The organism is Streptosporangium sp. NBC_01755 (assembly GCF_035917995.1).
Taxonomy (GTDB): Bacteria; Actinomycetota; Actinomycetes; order Streptosporangiales; family Streptosporangiaceae; genus Streptosporangium.
The window spans coordinates 126,789-142,321 of sequence record NZ_CP109131.1; the positions used below are offsets into that span (position 1 = coordinate 126,789).

Genomic DNA, 15,533 nt, shown 5'->3' on the forward strand with positions numbered 1-15,533 from the left:
TCCAACGGGGATCCCCCGGGTGCATATCCGGTTTCACATGGGTGGACACGGCGCGGCTCGCATCCCGGGGGCGGCGCGCCCTCGGGCTCCGGCCGCGAGGCCATGAGGTCACGAGGTCACAAGGTCATGCCCCGGTGGCTCCCGTGTCGTGATGGGCGAACATCGACAGGTGGGAGCGGAGCGAGGGGGCCGCCTCCGCCGTCCACCACTCGTCCGGGACGTCAACCGTCTCGATCGAGACGCCCCTGGCCGAGAGCAGGACCCGCAGGGAGGTGACCGCGGTGGACGGCAGGCTCAGCACCCGCTGCCCGGCGGCCAGCCCGCGCAGAGTGATCTCGGCGGGGATCCCACCGTCGTAGACGGTGATGCCGGGCTGCTCCCCGACACCGGCGAGATCGTGGGGGTCCTCCCTGCGGTGCGGGAAGTAGGCCACCGGCCCGGCCGAGCCGAGAGCGGCCAGCCAGCCGAGGTAGTGGTCTCGATGGATCAGGCCGTTGCGGACCAGCGAGGTGCCGAGGACGACCGTGCGCTCCTCGGGACGTGGCCTGCGCAGCGGTTGTGACCGCAGCCAGGCGAAGTCGTGGGTGACCAGCTCGGCCCCTCCCGCCCGTACGGCCTTCGCCAGGTCCACGGGGACGGGCAGCGCTGTGAAGATCGACAACCGCCCCGAGCGGGCGGCGGCGCGCAACCTGAGTCCGGCCGCCGCACCGAGGACGGTTCTGAACCGTCCCGCCTTTCCCCTGGCTCTCAGCAGGGGCGTACCCGCGTGGCCGACGAGCAGCTCCAGGAGCCTGATGGTGGCCAGCCCGTCGTCGACGATCACGATCCGGCCGGGGAGCCCGGTGAGCCAGCGGAGCTGGACCTTGCCGGAGAAGGCGTCGCCCACCGCCCAGGTCGCGCCCCGGCGCGGCCTGGGCATGTCCGGCCGCGCGGCGGTGAGCTCCAGGCCCGGCGGCAGGGTGAGGCGGCCGAGCTCACGTCCCGTCACGGCCAGGGGGCGTAGCCTCGCCCTGGGCACGAGGTGGCTGCGGGCGCCGAGCAGCCCTGCGTGGTGGGCCTCCACGGCGCAGAGCATCTGCAGCGGGGATTCCACCCAGGCGATGGCCGAACCCTGCTCCCGCGCGTGGTCTCGACCGTCCTCCACGCCGGGTAATGACCCGTTCACGACTGACCCAAGCTAACCCGGTGGCCTTAAGCGCCTGGGAACTGCGGGTGAACAGCCGCCCACGCGCGTCCGTCATGATCGTCTTCGGGGCGAGGCCGTCTTCGGGGCAGCACCCTGTCGCCGGACCATGTTCGAGCCTCCCGAGGGGGAGGGACGCAGCCTCTCCGCACTTTTTACCATCGAATACTTGTTCAAGAAAAAGTCGACCCGTCCCCTCCTACCCATGGGCCCCCGATCATGCCGTAGCACCCCGGGACAGGCGGTCCACCGGCGGGTACCACACGCCCGGAGCACCGGAAAAACAGGGGATCCCGCCCATGACGGCGCGGCGACCCCAGCCGACGCGACCGGCCGGGAACGGGCGCGATCCACCCCCTTCCCCGACCAAGCGACTTCCCGCCCCAACCCCTCAAATCTGACGTTTTACCAAGTCAGAGCAATGTGTCCTACTTGTAATCGTCTGCCCGGGTGACGTACGTTCGTCCTGTTCATGGCAAATGTCTGGGTCTGTATAGGTCTACGCATTGCCGTCACATTGCCCGACCGCGCTCCACCTGGGCGGAACCCCCGCCCGCGGTGAGCACGGCCGCCGAATCCGCGAGGTCTGCGGAACCGGGGAACCACGTTCCTGGGGTGAATCAGCGCGTTCTCGCGCCGTAGGGCACTTCCCAGCCCGAACCCGTCAGCTAACCCGGTAGGCGGCATGGAAGCGAAGCAAGGAGTCGAACCCCAGTATGACCAAGAACCGCCTCACCCCCACCCTCAGCGCCCCCCGCGTGGTGAGCGCCCTCCTGGGCGCCTGCGTCGTCCTGGCGACCGGCTCCGTGGGCTCCGCCGCCCTGGCCGACAGCCACACCGCCCTGAACGCGCCGCCCGCCGACGCGAAGGTCTCCGATGCCTCGCAGAACAGGCTCGCGAGCACCCCGCTCGAGACCGCGGCCGAGAGGCTGCCCAAGGTCTCCGCCGCGCAGGTCCTGGACCTCGCCTCCAAGCAGATCGGCGTCCACGAGAACGCCCAGGGCGGCGGGACCAAGTTCCACTCGTGGTACATGTCCTCCCCGCGCGCCCAGGAGACCGTCGCCCGCGACGGCGGCACCCTGCGCGGCTACGCCAACGCCCCTTGGTGCGCGATGTTCGTCTCCTGGGTCGGCGAGATGGCCGGCATCCGGCCCACGATGGGCTGGGACGCCTACACCGTCACCCACGCCAAGTGGTTCAAGGAGAACAAGCACTGGGGCACCACCCCCACCCCCGGCGCCGTCGTCTACTTCGACTGGGCCGGTAGCAAGAGCATTGACGGCATCGACCATGTCGGCTTCGTGAAGAAGGACAACGGAGACGGCACGATCACCACGATCGAGGGCAATACCGGCAACGGCAACGTCGAGCAGCGCATCCGGCCCGTCTCCCAGGTCGTCGGCTACGGCTACCCCGTCTACTCCAACTGATCCACACCCGCCGCCCGCACCATCCCCCATGGGGCGGGCACCCGGCCCCCGCCGGTGAACGCGGGCCGATCCGCACTCGTCCAGGGGCTCCGCTCGCTCGCGCGGAGCCCCTGACGGCGTTCCCCCGGCCGCCTTCGCGACTCCTTCGCTTGAAGCGCTCCCCACGGATGAATCCGGGGGATTCCAGCCGTCCCAACCGTGCGGCTCTGCGCATGGTCGCGATGCTGTTGCTTGGCGGTTCACCTTCCGGCCCCGTTTACGGGGGTTTCCACGCCCCAGCCCACGATCCCGTTCCGGGTGACGTGGGCTCCGCCCTCCCGGCGGTGAGTAATGGCCAAGGTTGCGAGCTTGGTTATCGCTCACGCGTTCGACCGCGACTGACTGTACCAGCGCGTGGTGCGCTGCCGCAGCAGGTTCCGGACCAGCCCGAGCAGGGACGGTTCCGAACTGCTCGGCGGTCAGGCCTATTTCACGGCCAGGGTCCGACGCCGGTACCGGCGGCACCGGCGGGACGGCCGCCGCGCACCCACCCGGTCGCCGCGCCTCCCGCTCCCGCTTCCGCGAGCAGCCAGTGCACCTCACCCAGGTGGTAGAGGGCTACCGCCGGAGCGCCGTGGACATTGTCCACGATCGGGGTGAGTCCGAGACGCCTGGCGGCGGCTGCCATCATCTCGGCCATCGTGGACGTGCCGGTATGCAGGTAGACCATGTTGTGGCTGGGACCGAGCCCGGCGACGAGAATGCCCATGCGCCACAGGGCGATGGCCGCGTCGTCGTCGGTGGCGGTGCCCGGGACGCGCGGGTCGAACTGCCGCCGGGCGTCGCGCCACGCGTTGGTCAACGCCCGCAGGACCCTACGGTGTAGTGTTCTGGGCACCTCGACGCGCACGGCCGGCGACCGCTTGAAGCCGGTGTCGCCGGCGTCGGCCTGGGTGACGATGGCCCAGGCCAGCCCTGACAGCAGCCGGGCGATCCGTGCCGCCACCGCCTCGCTGCGCGTCTCCACGACGGGAAGATGACGCGACGCTGTGGCGGGTGTCCCCCCGCCGGTGTTCCCGGGTCCGGCAGGGCGCAGATGTTGCCAGGCGAGCGCCGCCTCCAGCATGCCGTACCCGCCGATCGGAGCCTCCGCGAGGGCGCGGTGGACGTTGCCGCTCGCGCAGTCGTGGCGTCCGGCGGACGGTGACCTCGTGAGGGGGGGCGACGCGGTCGGGCCGGGGATCCGATAAGCGATCGGGGTGCTTGTCATGATCTCTGATCTCCTGTGCGGTCAGTTTCCGGGGATCGGCCTGTCGTCGGCGACGATCCGGCCGCCGCGGACCCGATAGGCCCACACCGTGACCGAGGATCTGGCGAGCTCGCCGTCGCCGTTGAATCGGATCTTCGTAGTGATACCGGCGCCGGAGTGGCCGTCGACAAACTCCTCCATGTCAGAGCGTCGCGTCCTGCCTGCGTCGATGCCCCGAAGGAAGACGGTGGCGGCGTCGTAGGCCTCCGCGCTGTAGGTGCCCGGGTCGTGGTCGAAACGGATCCGGTAGCGCCGGGCGAACCCGGGATCCTCCTCCGGCGGCCGGCACGGGCAGGTGAGAACCGCACCCTCGGCGGCCTTGGCCCCCGCCGTGCGGACGAATCCGTCGTCCTTGACCGCGTCGCCCGAGACGAAGACGGCGCTCACGCCCGCGTCGCGCAGCTCGCGCAGGAGCCGGCCGGCCTGGGTGTAGTAACCGCCGAAGAAGATCACGTCGGGGGCTGCCGATTCGACCTCGGAGACCGCGCTGCGGAAGTCGACCGCATTCGGCTGAACCGAGGCGCTCTGCACCACCAGCGAGCCAAGTTCCTTCATGACCAACTCGCTGAGGCCGCGCCCGTAGGGGCTCATGTCGTCGATGACGAACACCTTCCGCGCGAGCAGCCTCTCCTTGATGTACCGGCCGACCGCCGGTCCCTGCGCGGCGTCGCTGCCCAGGATGCGATGGAAGGTCGATCGCCCCCAGCGGCTGAGGCCGGGGTCGGTGGCCGCCGGGGTGATGGTGCTGACCCCGCCCTGGTTCAGGATCGGGTTGGCGGCGTGCGACTCGCCGGAGAACGCCGGCCCGACGACACCGATGATCGCGGGGTCGGCGACGACCTGCTGAGCGAGTTCGGGCGCCTGCTTCGGATCACCCTGGGTGTCGAAGTCGACGAGCCCGACGGGGCAGGCCGGATTGCGGGCGTTGTGCTGTTCGACGGCGAGCAGCGCGCCTTCGCGCATGTTGCGCCCGAGGTTCATGGACTCGCCGGTGAGTGGCCCGAAGAAGGCGACACGCAGGCCACAGCGCCCCGGATCCGGGACGCGCCCCCCGATGTCGGCGCACCCCGGCACGGCTGCCAGCAGCGCCGCCGCGGCGAAGGCGGTCAACCGGCGGGCGCTGCGCATCGATCGCCTCCAGGCGTCTAGGCCGTCCAGCCGCCGCCTGGCGGATGCCACAGCGTACGGGGGCGTTCCGCGTCGCGGTCACCCGACATGAATTCTGCGATGATGATCATGAGGATTCGATGAAGATCCGGTGAAGGGCGAGATGGACCACGGAAACGGGAACCGATCCGATCTCCGGAGGAGAGGTTCGTCAGGAGCCTTCATGCGAGTTCCGCGATGCCCTGTGATCACGCGCGGTGACCGGGCGGCTGAACGCTCGGACGCCCCCGGCCCGCTCCGCACGCGGCTGGTTGAACTTCCCCGGCAGGTCGCCACCCTCGTCTTGAACTTCCCCGGCAGGTCGCTACCCTCGTCCCATGCGTGTGATCGTCGTCGAGGATGATCCCGACGTGCGTGGTGTCGTCGTCTCCGGGCTGCGTTCGGCCGGCTTCGCCGTCGACGAGGCGGCCAACTGGAGCCAGGCCGACCTCAGCATGAGCGTCAACGACTACGACTGCCTGATCCTCGACCGGATGCTCCCGGAAGGCGACTCGGCCGACGAGCTCCACCGGCGCCGTCAGGCCGGCATGGCCATACCAGCGATCATGCTGACCGCGCTCGACGACATCAGCAACCGGGTGGCAGGCCTGGAGGCCGGCGCCGACGACTATCTGACCAAGCCGTTCTCCACCGACGAACTGGTCTTGCGGGTGCGCGCCCTGTGCCGGCGCCGCACCACGATGGTCCCGCCGATCCTGCGCGTCGGTGACGTCACACTCGACGTGGCCCGCCGGGAGGTCCGCCGTGCCGGGGTGCTGCAAACCCTCACGCCCAAGGAGTTCGCGGTCCTTGAGATCCTGATGACCCACCAACCGGCCGTCGTCACCCGTACCGAGCTCATCGAGCACTGCTGGGACGAGCGGGCCGACCCGGCGTCCAATGTGGTGGACGTCGTCGTCAACCAGCTGAGACGCAAGCTCGGTGAGCCTGCCGTGATCTTCACTATGCGGGGTACCGGTTACCGGGCCGGGCCCGTGCGGCTGTGAACCCGCTACGTCTTCGCGGCCCCGGTCCCGGCGGCAGGGGGCAGAAGGGGGCGCAGCCGACGCACCTGCAGACGACCGGGCGCCTCAACGGGCTTCGGATCCGCCTGGCCCTGCTGCTGACAGCTCTCAATGTGATGGGTCTGGCCGGCATGGGAACCGTCGCGATGGTCGTCGACCAGCAGCAGCGCGACGGTCTCGTCAAGGCGGAGCTGGAGCGCACCGCCCGGACCGCGAAAGCCCTGCTGTACTACGAGTCCGGCGCGCTGCGGCTGGACCGCCTCTTCGCCGATCCGGCGTCGAAGGGCCCGACCGCGGTGCACGTGTACGAAGGTACCCGCACCGACGTCCGCCTCGTCTTCGCGTATCCGTCGAGCCTGCCGGTGATCGCGCCAGAGGTTCTGCGCGGCCTCGCCCGGCCCGTCTGGCAGGGGCGCGGCGAGCTCGCCGCGACCGTCACCAGCGTGGGGCGTCGTTCACGGTTGCTCGCGGTCCCGTTCTCGCACGCCGTCACCGGAGTGGTGTCGGGCACCATCGTGGTCGCGGTCGATCTTGAGCCCGTTCAGCGGGCCCATCGGCGGCTGGGGTGGATCCTGTTCATCGGAGGAGCGGTGTTCACACTCCTGGCCGGCTTCGGCGGGCATCTGCTGGCCCGGCGGGGCACCCGGCCGGCTGTCGAGGCGCTGGGCCAGCAGGAGCGGTTCGTCGCCGACGCGGCGCATGAGCTGCGCACCCCTCTGACGGTCATCCGGGCACTGTCGGAGGCCGCGATCAAAGATCCCGGCCAGCAGTCTCAGGCGTTGCGGCAGGTTTTGCGCTCCACCGAACGGCTTGCCGACTCGGTTGAGGCGCTGCTCATGCGGGCGCGTCTCGTCGCCGGGCTGCGAGAGCTCCAGCGGCAGCCGTTCCGCCTCGACCAGCTGGCCGAAGAGGTGGTGACCGAGACCGTGCAGCCGCCGCACACGGCGGCGGTGTCGGTCTCGCCCACGGTGGCGAGCGGTGACCCGACCCTGGTCCGCATCGCCATCCGCAATCTGGTCCACAACGCCGTCCGGCATGGCCGGACCGGTGCCGAACCCGCGACGATCACCCTCGTCGTCACCGCCGGCATGGTTATGATCAAGGATGCCGGTCCGGGTCCGGGTCCGGACGGCCGACCGGCGCAGCGTTTCCGGAGCGATGCGGCGGACGGCACCGGCCTGGGTCTGACCATCGCACTATGGGTGGCGGAGCTGCACGGTGGGGCGCTGCGGCTTCATCCGGCGCCCGGAGGGGGCACTGCCGCGATCATGACCCTGCCCGACGAGCCTCCGCCTGACAGGCGATGACGCTCACCGCGGTGTCGTGGCGAGGCAGCGTCAGGGAGTGGAGCGGCCGGCTCTGGCTCCGGCGGGTGAGATGGCGAACCAGCCGTTCCGGCCGTGCCCGCTGGTGTCACCCGGCATGCGATCACCGCTGTAACCGTACAGCGGCCACCCCGAGAGGGTGAGCTGCTCGGTGCGGTCGGGCCTGATGACCCTGCCGATCTTTCCCCGGTCTATGCCGACGATCCGCAGCCTCCCGATGTCGCTGACCGGCATCGGGCGCCAGATCTCGGCGCACTCGTCGACGCAGGCCGAACGTGACGGGCTCGCGTCGTCGGCGTCACTACGGTAGAGGACGTATCCCTGGACGTCGATGACGATGAGGCCGCTGAGTCGCTGCGAGTTGACAGCGAACAGGCCGGGGCCGGGCGCGGCGCTGGGGCTCGACATTCTGGTCAGCTCCGTGTCGGGTCGGAGCGCTCCGCCGTCAGTGGTGCAGCCCGCCACCATCAGGGCGGCGGCGGGTCCCGCCAGGAGCGCCGCCCACCGTGAACGTCGACTCATGGGCATAGTTTGCCTGGACAGCCCGCCGGATGCCTCCCCGCCGCCGTGGTACTCGATGAGATCTTCCTTGCCGGAGACCTTTCGGCGACCGACAACTCGCTTACCCGGCCGTTTCGCCGCCTGGATTGACGCCCTCCCATGGCTCGAAAGCCGGGGATTCCAGCACCCGACCTGATGGTCGGGTCTGTCGGTTCGCGGTTCACCCTTCAACGTCTTGGATAAGCCTAGCGGGTTTCACCGAACACCGGACCGGGGGCGGAGGCCCTCGACCGGAGCTCGGCGGGCTGTCCGCCGCTCCCCGGCGGGCCTCCGCACGGACACGAAATGCCCTGACTGTATATCCGTGAGATGGGAGCGCTCCCAACTGCCCCAATGAAGGGGTATATCCCTACTTCATGCCGATAATCCCACCTAAAACGATCAGATGTAACGGTTGAGTTTCGGCATATTGACGTTCCGGTTGCCCGTCGCCCACTCCTCGTGGGAGCGCTCCCAAAACATATTGAGGAACCACCGCACCGCGAGGCCGTGTTTGTCGGGGAGCGGCCCGCGGTGTCACCTCCCAATGATTCGGGCGACCACCTGAGAGGGGTCCGGAAATGTTGAACAACAAGCGGCACGGCACGCTCGCCGCCGTAGCGGTCATGGCGGCCACCGCCCTGGCCATCACCTCGTGCGGTTCCAGCGAGCCCGCCAAGCCCGCGGCGGGCGACGGCGGCGCCACCGCCGCGGCCGAGCCGGTGACCATCACCGTGCACACCTTCGGCGGCGGCGAGAACTTCGGCTACGACAAGGCCGTGGAGACCTGGAACGCGGCACACCCCGACATCCAGGTCAAGTAGAAGATCTACGCCCAGAGCTCGGATCGGGCGCCGCCACCGGCCAGCCGCCACGGCCCGATCGGTGCGGACGCGGCGCCGAGGAAAAGACCGCGCCCGCTGTTCTCTTAGGCGGCATCTCGTGCCAGAATTTCATGGGGTGATGAATTATGGCTCGGAACACATGCGTGATCGCCGGGGGCGGACCCGCCGGGGCGATGCTCGCACTACTGCTGGCCAGAGCCGGCGTCGAGGTGACGCTCCTGGAGAAGCACGGCGACTTCCTGCGCGACTTCAGGGGCGACACCATCCACCCGTCGACCCTCCAGATTCTCGACGAGCTGGGCCTGGCCGAGGAATTCCACCGGCTCCCGCACCGCAAGGCGTACGGAATGGAGATCCAGACCGACGACGCCACGGTGCCGATCGCTGACCTATCAGGACTTAAAGGCAAATATCAGTACATCGCCTTCGTGCCGCAGTGGGAGTTCCTCAACCTGCTGACCAGTGCCGCCGCCAGGTATCCGAACTTCCACCTCCGCATGGAGGCCGAGGTCCGCGGGGTGATCCGCGAGGGCGACGCGGTGCGCGGGGTGCGCTATCGGGACGCCTCGGGTGAGCACGAGTTGCGCGCGACGCTCACCGTCGCCGCCGACGGCCGCCACTCGGACGTGCGCCGGTCCGCCGGACTCGTCCCCTTGGAGCACGGTGCCCCGATGGACGTGGTCTGGTTCCGGCTGCCGCGCGAGCCCACCGACTCCGACTCGACGTTCCTGCGGCTGTCGGCGGGCCACCTGATGGTGTCGATCAACCGCGAGACCTACTGGCAGCTCGCCTACGTGATCCCCAAGGGCGGCTTCGAGGAACTGCGCTCGGCGGGGATAGCGGCGCTGCGCGAGCCGGTCGCCAGGCTCCTGCCCTCCCTGGCGGACCGGGTCGAGCTGCTGTCCGGCTTTGAGGACGTCAGCGTGCTGTCGGTCGCGCTCAACCGGCTGCGCCGCTGGCACCGGCCGGGACTGCTGGTCATCGGTGACGCCGCGCACGCCATGTCCCCTGTCTTCGGCGTCGGCATCAACCTGGCCGTGCAGGACGCGGTCGCCGCCGCGAACCTGCTGGCCGGACCGCTCGCCGCCGGGGCCGAGATTCCCGAATCGCTGCTCGCAGGGGTCCAGCGGCGGCGCACCCCGCCCACCGTGATCACCCAGTTCGCCCAGCGCGTTGTCCAGAACCGGCTGATCCGGCCGGCGCTGACCGAGCGCAGCCGCCCGGTGCGGCTGCCGCGCGACATCTCCCGCCTTCCCCTGATGGGCCCGCTGGCCAGGCGCTTCATCGGCCTGGGCGTCCTGCCCGAACACGTCGCCGATCCCGCGGGATCTCACCAGGCATGAAGGCCTTCTCACCATGTGGACAGTCGGGTCCGTTCGCCCAGCCGGTTGCAATAGCCTGATGCCGTGAGCATCAACCTCGATTCCTGGCGGCGGCTGCCTGCGGCGCAGCAACCCGAGTGGCCCGACCGCGGCGAGCTGGACAAGGTCGTCACCGAGCTGAAAGGGCTTCCGCCCCTCGTCTTCGCGGGCGAGTGCGACAACCTCAAGGCGGATCTGGCGGCGGTGAGCCGGGGCGAGGCCTTCGTCCTGCAGGGCGGAGACTGCGCCGAGACCTTCGCCGGCGCCACCGCCGACGATGTGCGCAACAAGCTCAAGACGCTGCTCCAGATGGCGATCGTGCTCACCTACGCGGCGAAGGTCCCCGTGGTGAAGATCGGCCGCATGGCCGGGCAGTTCGCCAAGCCCCGCTCGAAGAACAGCGAGACCCGTGACGGCATCGAGCTGCCCGCCTACCGGGGCGACATGGTCAACGGCTTTGACTTCACCGCCGAATCCCGCGTCCCCGACCCGTGGCGGCTGCTGCGCGCCTACCACTCCTCGGCTGTGACGCTCAACCTGGTCCGCGCCTTCACCAAGGGCGGCTACGCCGACCTGCGCCAGGTGCACGCCTGGAACCAGGACTTCGTGGGCGAGTCCCCCGCCGGCAAGCGCTACGAGCAGCTCGCCCGCGAGATCGACCAGGCACTGGCCTTCATGCGCGCCTGCGGGGCGGAGCCGGAGGAGTTCCACACCGTCGAGTTCTACTCCTCGCACGAGGCCCTGATCCTCGACTACGACCAGGCGCTCACCCGGATCGACTCGCGGACCGGCCGGCCGTACGACGTCTCGGCGCACATGGTCTGGATCGGCGAGCGCACCCGCCAGCTCGACGGCGCGCACGTCGAGTTCTTCGCCAGCATCCGCAACCCGATCGGCGTCAAGCTCGGCCCGACGACCAGCGCCGAGGACGCCCTCGCGCTGATCGAGAAGCTCAACCCCGACAACGAGGCGGGGCGCCTGACCTTCATCACCCGGATGGGCGCGTCGAAGATCCGTGACCACCTCCCCGAGCTGGTGGAGAAGGTGACCGCGAGCGGCGCCCAGGTGGCGTGGATCTGCGACCCCATGCACGGCAACACCTTCGAGGCGCCCAGCGGCCACAAGACCCGCCATCTGGACGACGTGCTGAATGAGGTGGCGGGCTTCTTCGAGGTGCACCGCGCGCTCGGCACCCACCCGGGCGGCGTGCACATCGAGTTCACCGGCGACGACGTCACCGAGTGCGTGGGCGGCGGTGCCGAGATCGTCGAAGACGACCTGGCCCGGCGCTACGAGACGGCCTGCGACCCGCGCCTCAACCGCAGCCAGTCGCTCGACCTGGCCTTCCGGGTGGCCGAGCTCTACCGCTCGGTCTGATACCCGCCTCCGCCGCGGCCCGAACCCTTCAAAGGGCCCGGGCCGCGAGGAGATCCGGATCCATCCGAACGATCGAGGATCCGCAAAGGCGCTCACAGGCCCGCGAGGTCGTTCCGGGCCCGCGGACACGATCCCCGAGCGTGCGAAAGCCCCGCGCCGCAGCCGGTCGCGAGGCTCTCCCGATCTGTGTCAGCCTTTCTGGACACCGAGCTCGTTGGCGAGCTCGGCTCGGATCGCGTCCATGTCGAGCGCGCGGACCTGGCCGATGAGGTCCTCGAGAGCGGGCTCGGGCAGCGCGCCCGGCTGGGCGAAGACGACGATGCCATCGCGGATGGCCATGATCGTCGGGATCGACGTGATCTCGAATCCCTGCGCGAGGGCCTGCTCGGCCTCAGTGTCGATCTTGCCGAACTTGATGTCCGTGTGCTTCGCGGACGACTTCTCGAAAATCGGCCCGAAGGTGCGGCACGGTCCGCACCAGGCCGCCCAGAAGTCCAGCAGGACGATCCCCTCATCGGCGATGTCGTTGAAGTTCTTCTCGGTTACCTCGATGGTGGCCACCGGTGGCTCCTCCTGTCGTTCACGTCTGTATGGCTGGCATAACCACTTCCCGTCCACGTGCATTCCATCCCGCCGGCCGCCGGCCCCCTCGAACCGGGCGACCTGGGAAGTCGCCGCCCGCGGGGGCCACGAGACCCGGGCTCACCGCGCGTCCCCGGTGTTCACCGGCCCGGCGGAAACGTCGGTCGCCCCGGCTAGGGTTCCCCGCATGATCGCTCCCCCTGCCAAGGACCTGTTCTCCGCCGTTGGACGCCTGGTGGTGCTCGTCGACGACCCCGACGCGGCCCTGGCCTTCTACCGGGACGTCCTCGGTTTCTCCGTGCTCCACGACCAGGTCACGAACGGCTACCGCTACCTGCACATCGGCCTGCCAGGTCAGGAGGCGGTCGGGTTGTGGCTCATGCCCGTCGTCGACGACCAAGATCGCGAGCTGATCGGACGGCAGTCCGGCGGCCGGCCGTTGCTCGTCCTGTACACCGCCGATCTCGATCTGGTCGGCGAGCGCCTTCGCGAGCGTGGCGTGCGCGTGTGGGGCGAGCAGGAGGACGCCGACAGCCGTTCCCTGCACTTCGCCGACCTGTACGGGAACACGGTGGTCGTCGCGGAGCTGCACGGCTCGTCGGCCTAGCGGCCTCTCAGTACCAGGACGGCCGAGTGGCCCGGCACCGATCGGCACCGGGCCACCGTCTGTCAGCTCTTGCCGGCCTGCGGGGCCAGGCCTACAGGGTGAGGCCGACGATCACGGGGTCGTGGTCGGAGGCACGGAAGGCGTCGGGCTGGAAGAAGAACCCGCTGAGCTGGTTCGTCTCCTGGAAGTCGGCGGTCACGACGCCCTCGACGCGGACGACCTGGCCGGCCAGCGGGCCGGCGTCACCGCTCCCCTGTACCTGGGCGATCTGGTGGGTGACCGGAATCTCACACGGCTCCCCCGTCGGGGTGGGCGTCGGCGTGGGTTCCACCGTGGGTTCCACGGTCGGGGTGGGCGTTGGCGTGGGCTCGACGGCGCCGCCGGCGAGCTGGAGGAGGTGGTACTGACCGGGTGCGAGCGTGCCCGCCAGGGGGACGACCGGGTTGGCGCCGAAGTTTCCGGTGCCGGTGGCACTGGCGTACTGGACGGACCAGCCGTCCAGTGCGACGGGCGCGGCGCTGCGGTTGAACAGCTCGACATAGTCGTTGGTGAGTGGCGCGCCGGCGCTACCGCCACCACCGTAGACCTGGCTGATGACAATGGTGCCCGGCTCCGCCAGGGCCGGGCATGAGGCGAGGGTCGCGACGCCGGTGGCGGCGAGACCGACGGTCACGAGGGCGGCGAACGCCCGGGATAAAGCACGCATGACCGGGAGCGTAGAGCGGGATGAATTCCAGAACATCCACCCAAAAGTGGATAGAGGGCGAATTCAAGAATCTTGACACTTCATGTCTATCCAGCCCGGCCAGATATGGCTTTCCTTGACCTAGAGGTCGCTTGCCTCGGCGCCTGCGGGTATCACTGCGGTTATGAGAACTCTGGACGTGGGTTGGGACACCTGCGCCGCATCCCAGGGGTGCGCCGGATCCGCGCGGCAGCCGTACCGGCGCTGCCTGGCCCATCTGGACGCCGCCGAACTCGACGAGGTCGTCCGCGGCCTCTCCCCCGGTTCCACGATCGACCTGCGGGCCACAGTCGTCAGCAGGAACCTGCTGGAGCGGATCCTCTCCGCGACCCGCGGGCGCCTGGGGCGGGCCCGGTTCGACTGGGCGACCTTTCCCGAGAGCGTGCGGTTCTGCGACATCGCATTCGGCGGGGACGTCTCCTTCGACCATGCGCGTTTCCAGCGCCTCGCCTCGTTCTTCAACGCCAGGTTCGCCCGCAACGTCTCCTTCAGGGAGGTCAGGTTCGACAGGGAACTTTCCCTGCACGGGGTCGCCATCACCGGGCACGCGGCCTTCGACCAAGTGTCCATCAACGGCGACGCGCTGTTCGGAGGAGCGCTTTTCGACCGGACCGCGTCCTTCGAGAACGCCGACTTCCGGGGTTTCGTCACCTTCGACGGCACCGGATTCACCGGCGACGCGACCCTGAGAGGCTGCAGGTTCCGCCGTACCGTGTCGTTCCGCAAGACGAGCTTCGGCGGGCTGGCCGGGTTCGACGGGGCGCGATTCTCGGCGGGTGGCTACCTGGGCCCGATCTCGGTCGGCCGCCACCTGACCCTCGCCGGGGCGTGGGCGGGCAAGGGTCTCGACGTGACCACCGGCGGGTGCTCGGTGGACCTGCGGCGCCTGGAAGTGGACGGGCGGCTGACCGTCCGGCTCGACAACGCGCGGGCCGACCTGGAGGGAGCGACCCTGCGCGGCCCGGCCACGGTGCGGGGCCGGGCCGGCGCCCGGGTGACCTCGCTGCACGAGGTGGACGCCGGGGAACTGGAACTCTCCGACCTGGACCTCAGCGCCTGCCTCTTCACCGGAATCCGCCATCCCGAGGGGCTCCGGCTGAGCGGCTGCGCACTCGCCGTCGCCTCGCGCAGTCCATGGCCGAGGCTGCGCTGGTGGCCTCTGCGGCGCGTGCCCAACCACGGCTGAGACCCGCCCGTGAGACCGCGCGTGCCCGCGGAAGACCGTACGCTCCCACGGGATCCGAGCGTGTTCCGCGGGTGGCCGGCTGTCGACTCGGGGTCTTCTCAGGGTGGTCCCCGATGCGACGGTCCCGGATGGGCGACCAGGATGGGATATCCATACCCTGGGCGGGGATCAGGCCGCTGGAGAACATCTGGAGAGCGCATGGCAGGCACCGGGGTCATCGACGACTACGTGACCGGGCTCAGCCGCGCTCTCAGAGGTCCCAGGGGTCCGAGACTTGACATGATCACCGAGGCCCGCGACAGCCTGCTCGACACCGCCGAGGCGCTGGAGAGCGGCGGCCTGGGGCGCGAGGAGGCCGAGCGTGCCGCGGTCGAGGAGTTCGGGGCGATCGGTGAGATCGCGCCGGACTACCAGGAGGAGCTGTCCATCGCGGCGGGCCGCAGGCTGGCCGTCGTGCTGTTCCTCACCGTGCCGCTCACCACGGTCATGTGGAGCGCGATCTGGAAGATCTTCCCCACCACCCCGATGGGGTACGAGACCAGTCCCGACTGGTTTGTCCCGGTCGCCCGTGGCCTGGACATCCTCCAGATGCTCATTGGCGTGCTCGGCGGGATCGCGCTGTTCGCGCTGGGCCGGGGGCTGCGCAGGATCAGGCGCCCCCGGCTCATCACCCGGTTCCTGGGCATGTTCGTCTGGGCGATGCTGCCGGTCATGCTCGTGCTCTCGGGGGCACTGATGCTCGGCTCCCGCGCGGCGATCGGCTTGAGCGACTACCCGCCGGGAGTCGGTGCGGCGCTGGTGAGCTACGCGTTCTGGGGCCTGCAGCTTTATGGCGCCTTCCGATGCCTGAGCCTCACCCGCCGCGGCCCCGTCCCCGCCTGCACATAAACCCC

Annotated in this window: 15 protein-coding genes and 1 riboswitch; of the genes, 9 read left to right on the forward strand and 6 right to left on the reverse strand. The window is 69.7% G+C overall.

Annotation, left to right across the window (positions count from 1 at the left end; all coding sequences use genetic code 11):
- Window positions 1-124: 124 nt before the first annotated feature.
- Window positions 125-1,165 carry a hypothetical protein gene (locus tag OG884_RS00465; protein WP_326640989.1) on the reverse strand — a complete coding sequence of 347 codons (1,041 nt, stop codon included), beginning with the start codon at window positions 1,163-1,165 and terminating at the stop codon, window positions 125-127.
- A 577-nt stretch (window positions 1,166-1,742) separates the two neighbouring features.
- Window positions 1,743-1,881, forward strand: a riboswitch (cyclic di-AMP (ydaO/yuaA leader).
- Between the two features lie 18 nt (window positions 1,882-1,899).
- On the opposite strand from OG884_RS00465, the gene OG884_RS00470 reads away from it, so the two are divergent.
- The gene (locus OG884_RS00470; RefSeq protein WP_326640991.1) at window positions 1,900-2,613 is read left to right on the forward strand and encodes a CHAP domain-containing protein; all 714 of its coding nucleotides are present in this window, start codon (window positions 1,900-1,902) and stop codon (window positions 2,611-2,613) included.
- A 469-nt stretch (window positions 2,614-3,082) separates the two neighbouring features.
- Here OG884_RS00470 and OG884_RS00475 read toward each other — a convergent pair whose 3' ends face one another.
- Window positions 3,083-3,862, reverse strand: coding sequence for a hypothetical protein (locus OG884_RS00475; protein WP_326640994.1), 780 nt, complete (start codon window positions 3,860-3,862; stop codon window positions 3,083-3,085).
- A 21-nt stretch (window positions 3,863-3,883) separates the two neighbouring features.
- Window positions 3,884-5,029 (reverse strand): branched-chain amino acid ABC transporter substrate-binding protein, encoded by a 1,146-nt coding sequence (locus OG884_RS00480; RefSeq protein WP_326640996.1) that lies wholly within the window; start codon window positions 5,027-5,029, stop codon window positions 3,884-3,886.
- Window positions 5,030-5,385: 356 nt separating this feature from the next.
- Between OG884_RS00480 and OG884_RS00485 the strand changes: the two genes are divergently transcribed.
- Both OG884_RS00485 and OG884_RS00490 read left to right on the forward strand, forming a co-directional pair.
- Complete coding sequence (locus OG884_RS00485) at window positions 5,386-6,054, forward strand: response regulator transcription factor (protein WP_326640997.1); 669 nt, start codon at window positions 5,386-5,388, stop codon at window positions 6,052-6,054.
- Window positions 6,051-7,379: a sensor histidine kinase gene (locus OG884_RS00490; protein ID WP_326640999.1), complete on the forward strand. Its 1,329-nt coding sequence runs from the start codon at window positions 6,051-6,053 to the stop codon at window positions 7,377-7,379. The genes OG884_RS00485 and OG884_RS00490 overlap by 4 nt, the downstream gene beginning before the upstream one ends.
- Window positions 7,380-7,409: 30 nt before the next feature.
- Here OG884_RS00490 and OG884_RS00495 read toward each other — a convergent pair whose 3' ends face one another.
- Window positions 7,410-7,919 (reverse strand): hypothetical protein, encoded by a 510-nt coding sequence (locus OG884_RS00495; RefSeq protein WP_326641001.1) that lies wholly within the window; start codon window positions 7,917-7,919, stop codon window positions 7,410-7,412.
- 599 nt (window positions 7,920-8,518) lie between these two features.
- Here OG884_RS00495 and OG884_RS00500 point away from each other — a divergent pair.
- The 3 genes from OG884_RS00500 (at window position 8,519) to OG884_RS00510 (ending at window position 11,520) form a co-directional block, all read left to right on the forward strand.
- Window positions 8,519-8,761 carry a hypothetical protein gene (locus tag OG884_RS00500; RefSeq protein WP_326641003.1) on the forward strand — a complete coding sequence of 81 codons (243 nt, stop codon included), beginning with the start codon at window positions 8,519-8,521 and terminating at the stop codon, window positions 8,759-8,761.
- A 146-nt stretch (window positions 8,762-8,907) separates the two neighbouring features.
- Window positions 8,908-10,125 (forward strand): FAD-dependent oxidoreductase, encoded by a 1,218-nt coding sequence (locus tag OG884_RS00505; protein WP_326641005.1) that lies wholly within the window; start codon window positions 8,908-8,910, stop codon window positions 10,123-10,125.
- Window positions 10,126-10,188: 63 nt separating this feature from the next.
- Window positions 10,189-11,520: a class II 3-deoxy-7-phosphoheptulonate synthase gene (locus tag OG884_RS00510; protein ID WP_326641006.1), complete on the forward strand. Its 1,332-nt coding sequence runs from the start codon at window positions 10,189-10,191 to the stop codon at window positions 11,518-11,520.
- Between the two features lie 189 nt (window positions 11,521-11,709).
- Here the strand turns inward: OG884_RS00510 and trxA are convergent, their stop codons facing one another.
- Window positions 11,710-12,081: a thioredoxin gene (trxA, locus tag OG884_RS00515; RefSeq protein ID WP_030908921.1), complete on the reverse strand. Its 372-nt coding sequence runs from the start codon at window positions 12,079-12,081 to the stop codon at window positions 11,710-11,712.
- Window positions 12,082-12,289: 208 nt separating this feature from the next.
- On the opposite strand from trxA, the gene OG884_RS00520 reads away from it, so the two are divergent.
- A complete protein-coding gene (locus OG884_RS00520; RefSeq protein WP_326641010.1) occupies window positions 12,290-12,709 on the forward strand; it encodes a VOC family protein in 420 nt (139 codons plus the stop codon).
- Window positions 12,710-12,800: 91 nt separating this feature from the next.
- On the opposite strand, the gene OG884_RS00525 is transcribed toward OG884_RS00520, so the two are convergent.
- Window positions 12,801-13,415, reverse strand: coding sequence for a lamin tail domain-containing protein (locus OG884_RS00525; RefSeq protein WP_326641012.1), 615 nt, complete (start codon window positions 13,413-13,415; stop codon window positions 12,801-12,803).
- 163 nt (window positions 13,416-13,578) lie between these two features.
- Here OG884_RS00525 and OG884_RS00530 point away from each other — a divergent pair, with 163 nt between their 5' ends.
- Both OG884_RS00530 and OG884_RS00535 read left to right on the forward strand, forming a co-directional pair.
- A complete protein-coding gene (locus OG884_RS00530) occupies window positions 13,579-14,640 on the forward strand; it encodes a pentapeptide repeat-containing protein (RefSeq protein ID WP_326641014.1) in 1,062 nt (353 codons plus the stop codon).
- Between the two features lie 198 nt (window positions 14,641-14,838).
- The gene (locus tag OG884_RS00535) at window positions 14,839-15,528 is read left to right on the forward strand and encodes a permease prefix domain 1-containing protein (protein WP_326641016.1); all 690 of its coding nucleotides are present in this window, start codon (window positions 14,839-14,841) and stop codon (window positions 15,526-15,528) included.
- Window positions 15,529-15,533 lie beyond the last annotated feature (5 nt).

What these genes read in the sequence shown, in the direction of transcription:
- OG884_RS00500 (WP_326641003.1), top strand. Translation starts at nt 8,519, where the DNA reads ATGTTGAACAACAAGCGGCACGGCACGCTCGCCGCCGTAGCGGTCATG.
- OG884_RS00520 (WP_326641010.1), top strand. Translation starts at nt 12,290, where the DNA reads ATGATCGCTCCCCCTGCCAAGGACCTGTTCTCCGCCGTTGGACGCCTG.
- OG884_RS00530 (WP_326641014.1), top strand. Translation starts at nt 13,579, where the DNA reads ATGAGAACTCTGGACGTGGGTTGGGACACCTGCGCCGCATCCCAGGGG.
- OG884_RS00495 (WP_326641001.1), bottom strand. Translation starts at nt 7,919, where the DNA reads ATGAGTCGACGTTCACGGTGGGCGGCGCTCCTGGCGGGACCCGCCGCC.
- OG884_RS00470 (WP_326640991.1), top strand. Translation starts at nt 1,900, where the DNA reads ATGACCAAGAACCGCCTCACCCCCACCCTCAGCGCCCCCCGCGTGGTG.
- OG884_RS00535 (WP_326641016.1), top strand. Translation starts at nt 14,839, where the DNA reads ATGGCAGGCACCGGGGTCATCGACGACTACGTGACCGGGCTCAGCCGC.
- OG884_RS00485 (WP_326640997.1), top strand. Translation starts at nt 5,386, where the DNA reads ATGCGTGTGATCGTCGTCGAGGATGATCCCGACGTGCGTGGTGTCGTC.
- OG884_RS00475 (WP_326640994.1), bottom strand. Translation starts at nt 3,862, where the DNA reads ATGACAAGCACCCCGATCGCTTATCGGATCCCCGGCCCGACCGCGTCG.
- OG884_RS00480 (WP_326640996.1), bottom strand. Translation starts at nt 5,029, where the DNA reads ATGCGCAGCGCCCGCCGGTTGACCGCCTTCGCCGCGGCGGCGCTGCTG.
- OG884_RS00505 (WP_326641005.1), top strand. Translation starts at nt 8,908, where the DNA reads ATGGCTCGGAACACATGCGTGATCGCCGGGGGCGGACCCGCCGGGGCG.
- OG884_RS00525 (WP_326641012.1), bottom strand. Translation starts at nt 13,415, where the DNA reads ATGCGTGCTTTATCCCGGGCGTTCGCCGCCCTCGTGACCGTCGGTCTC.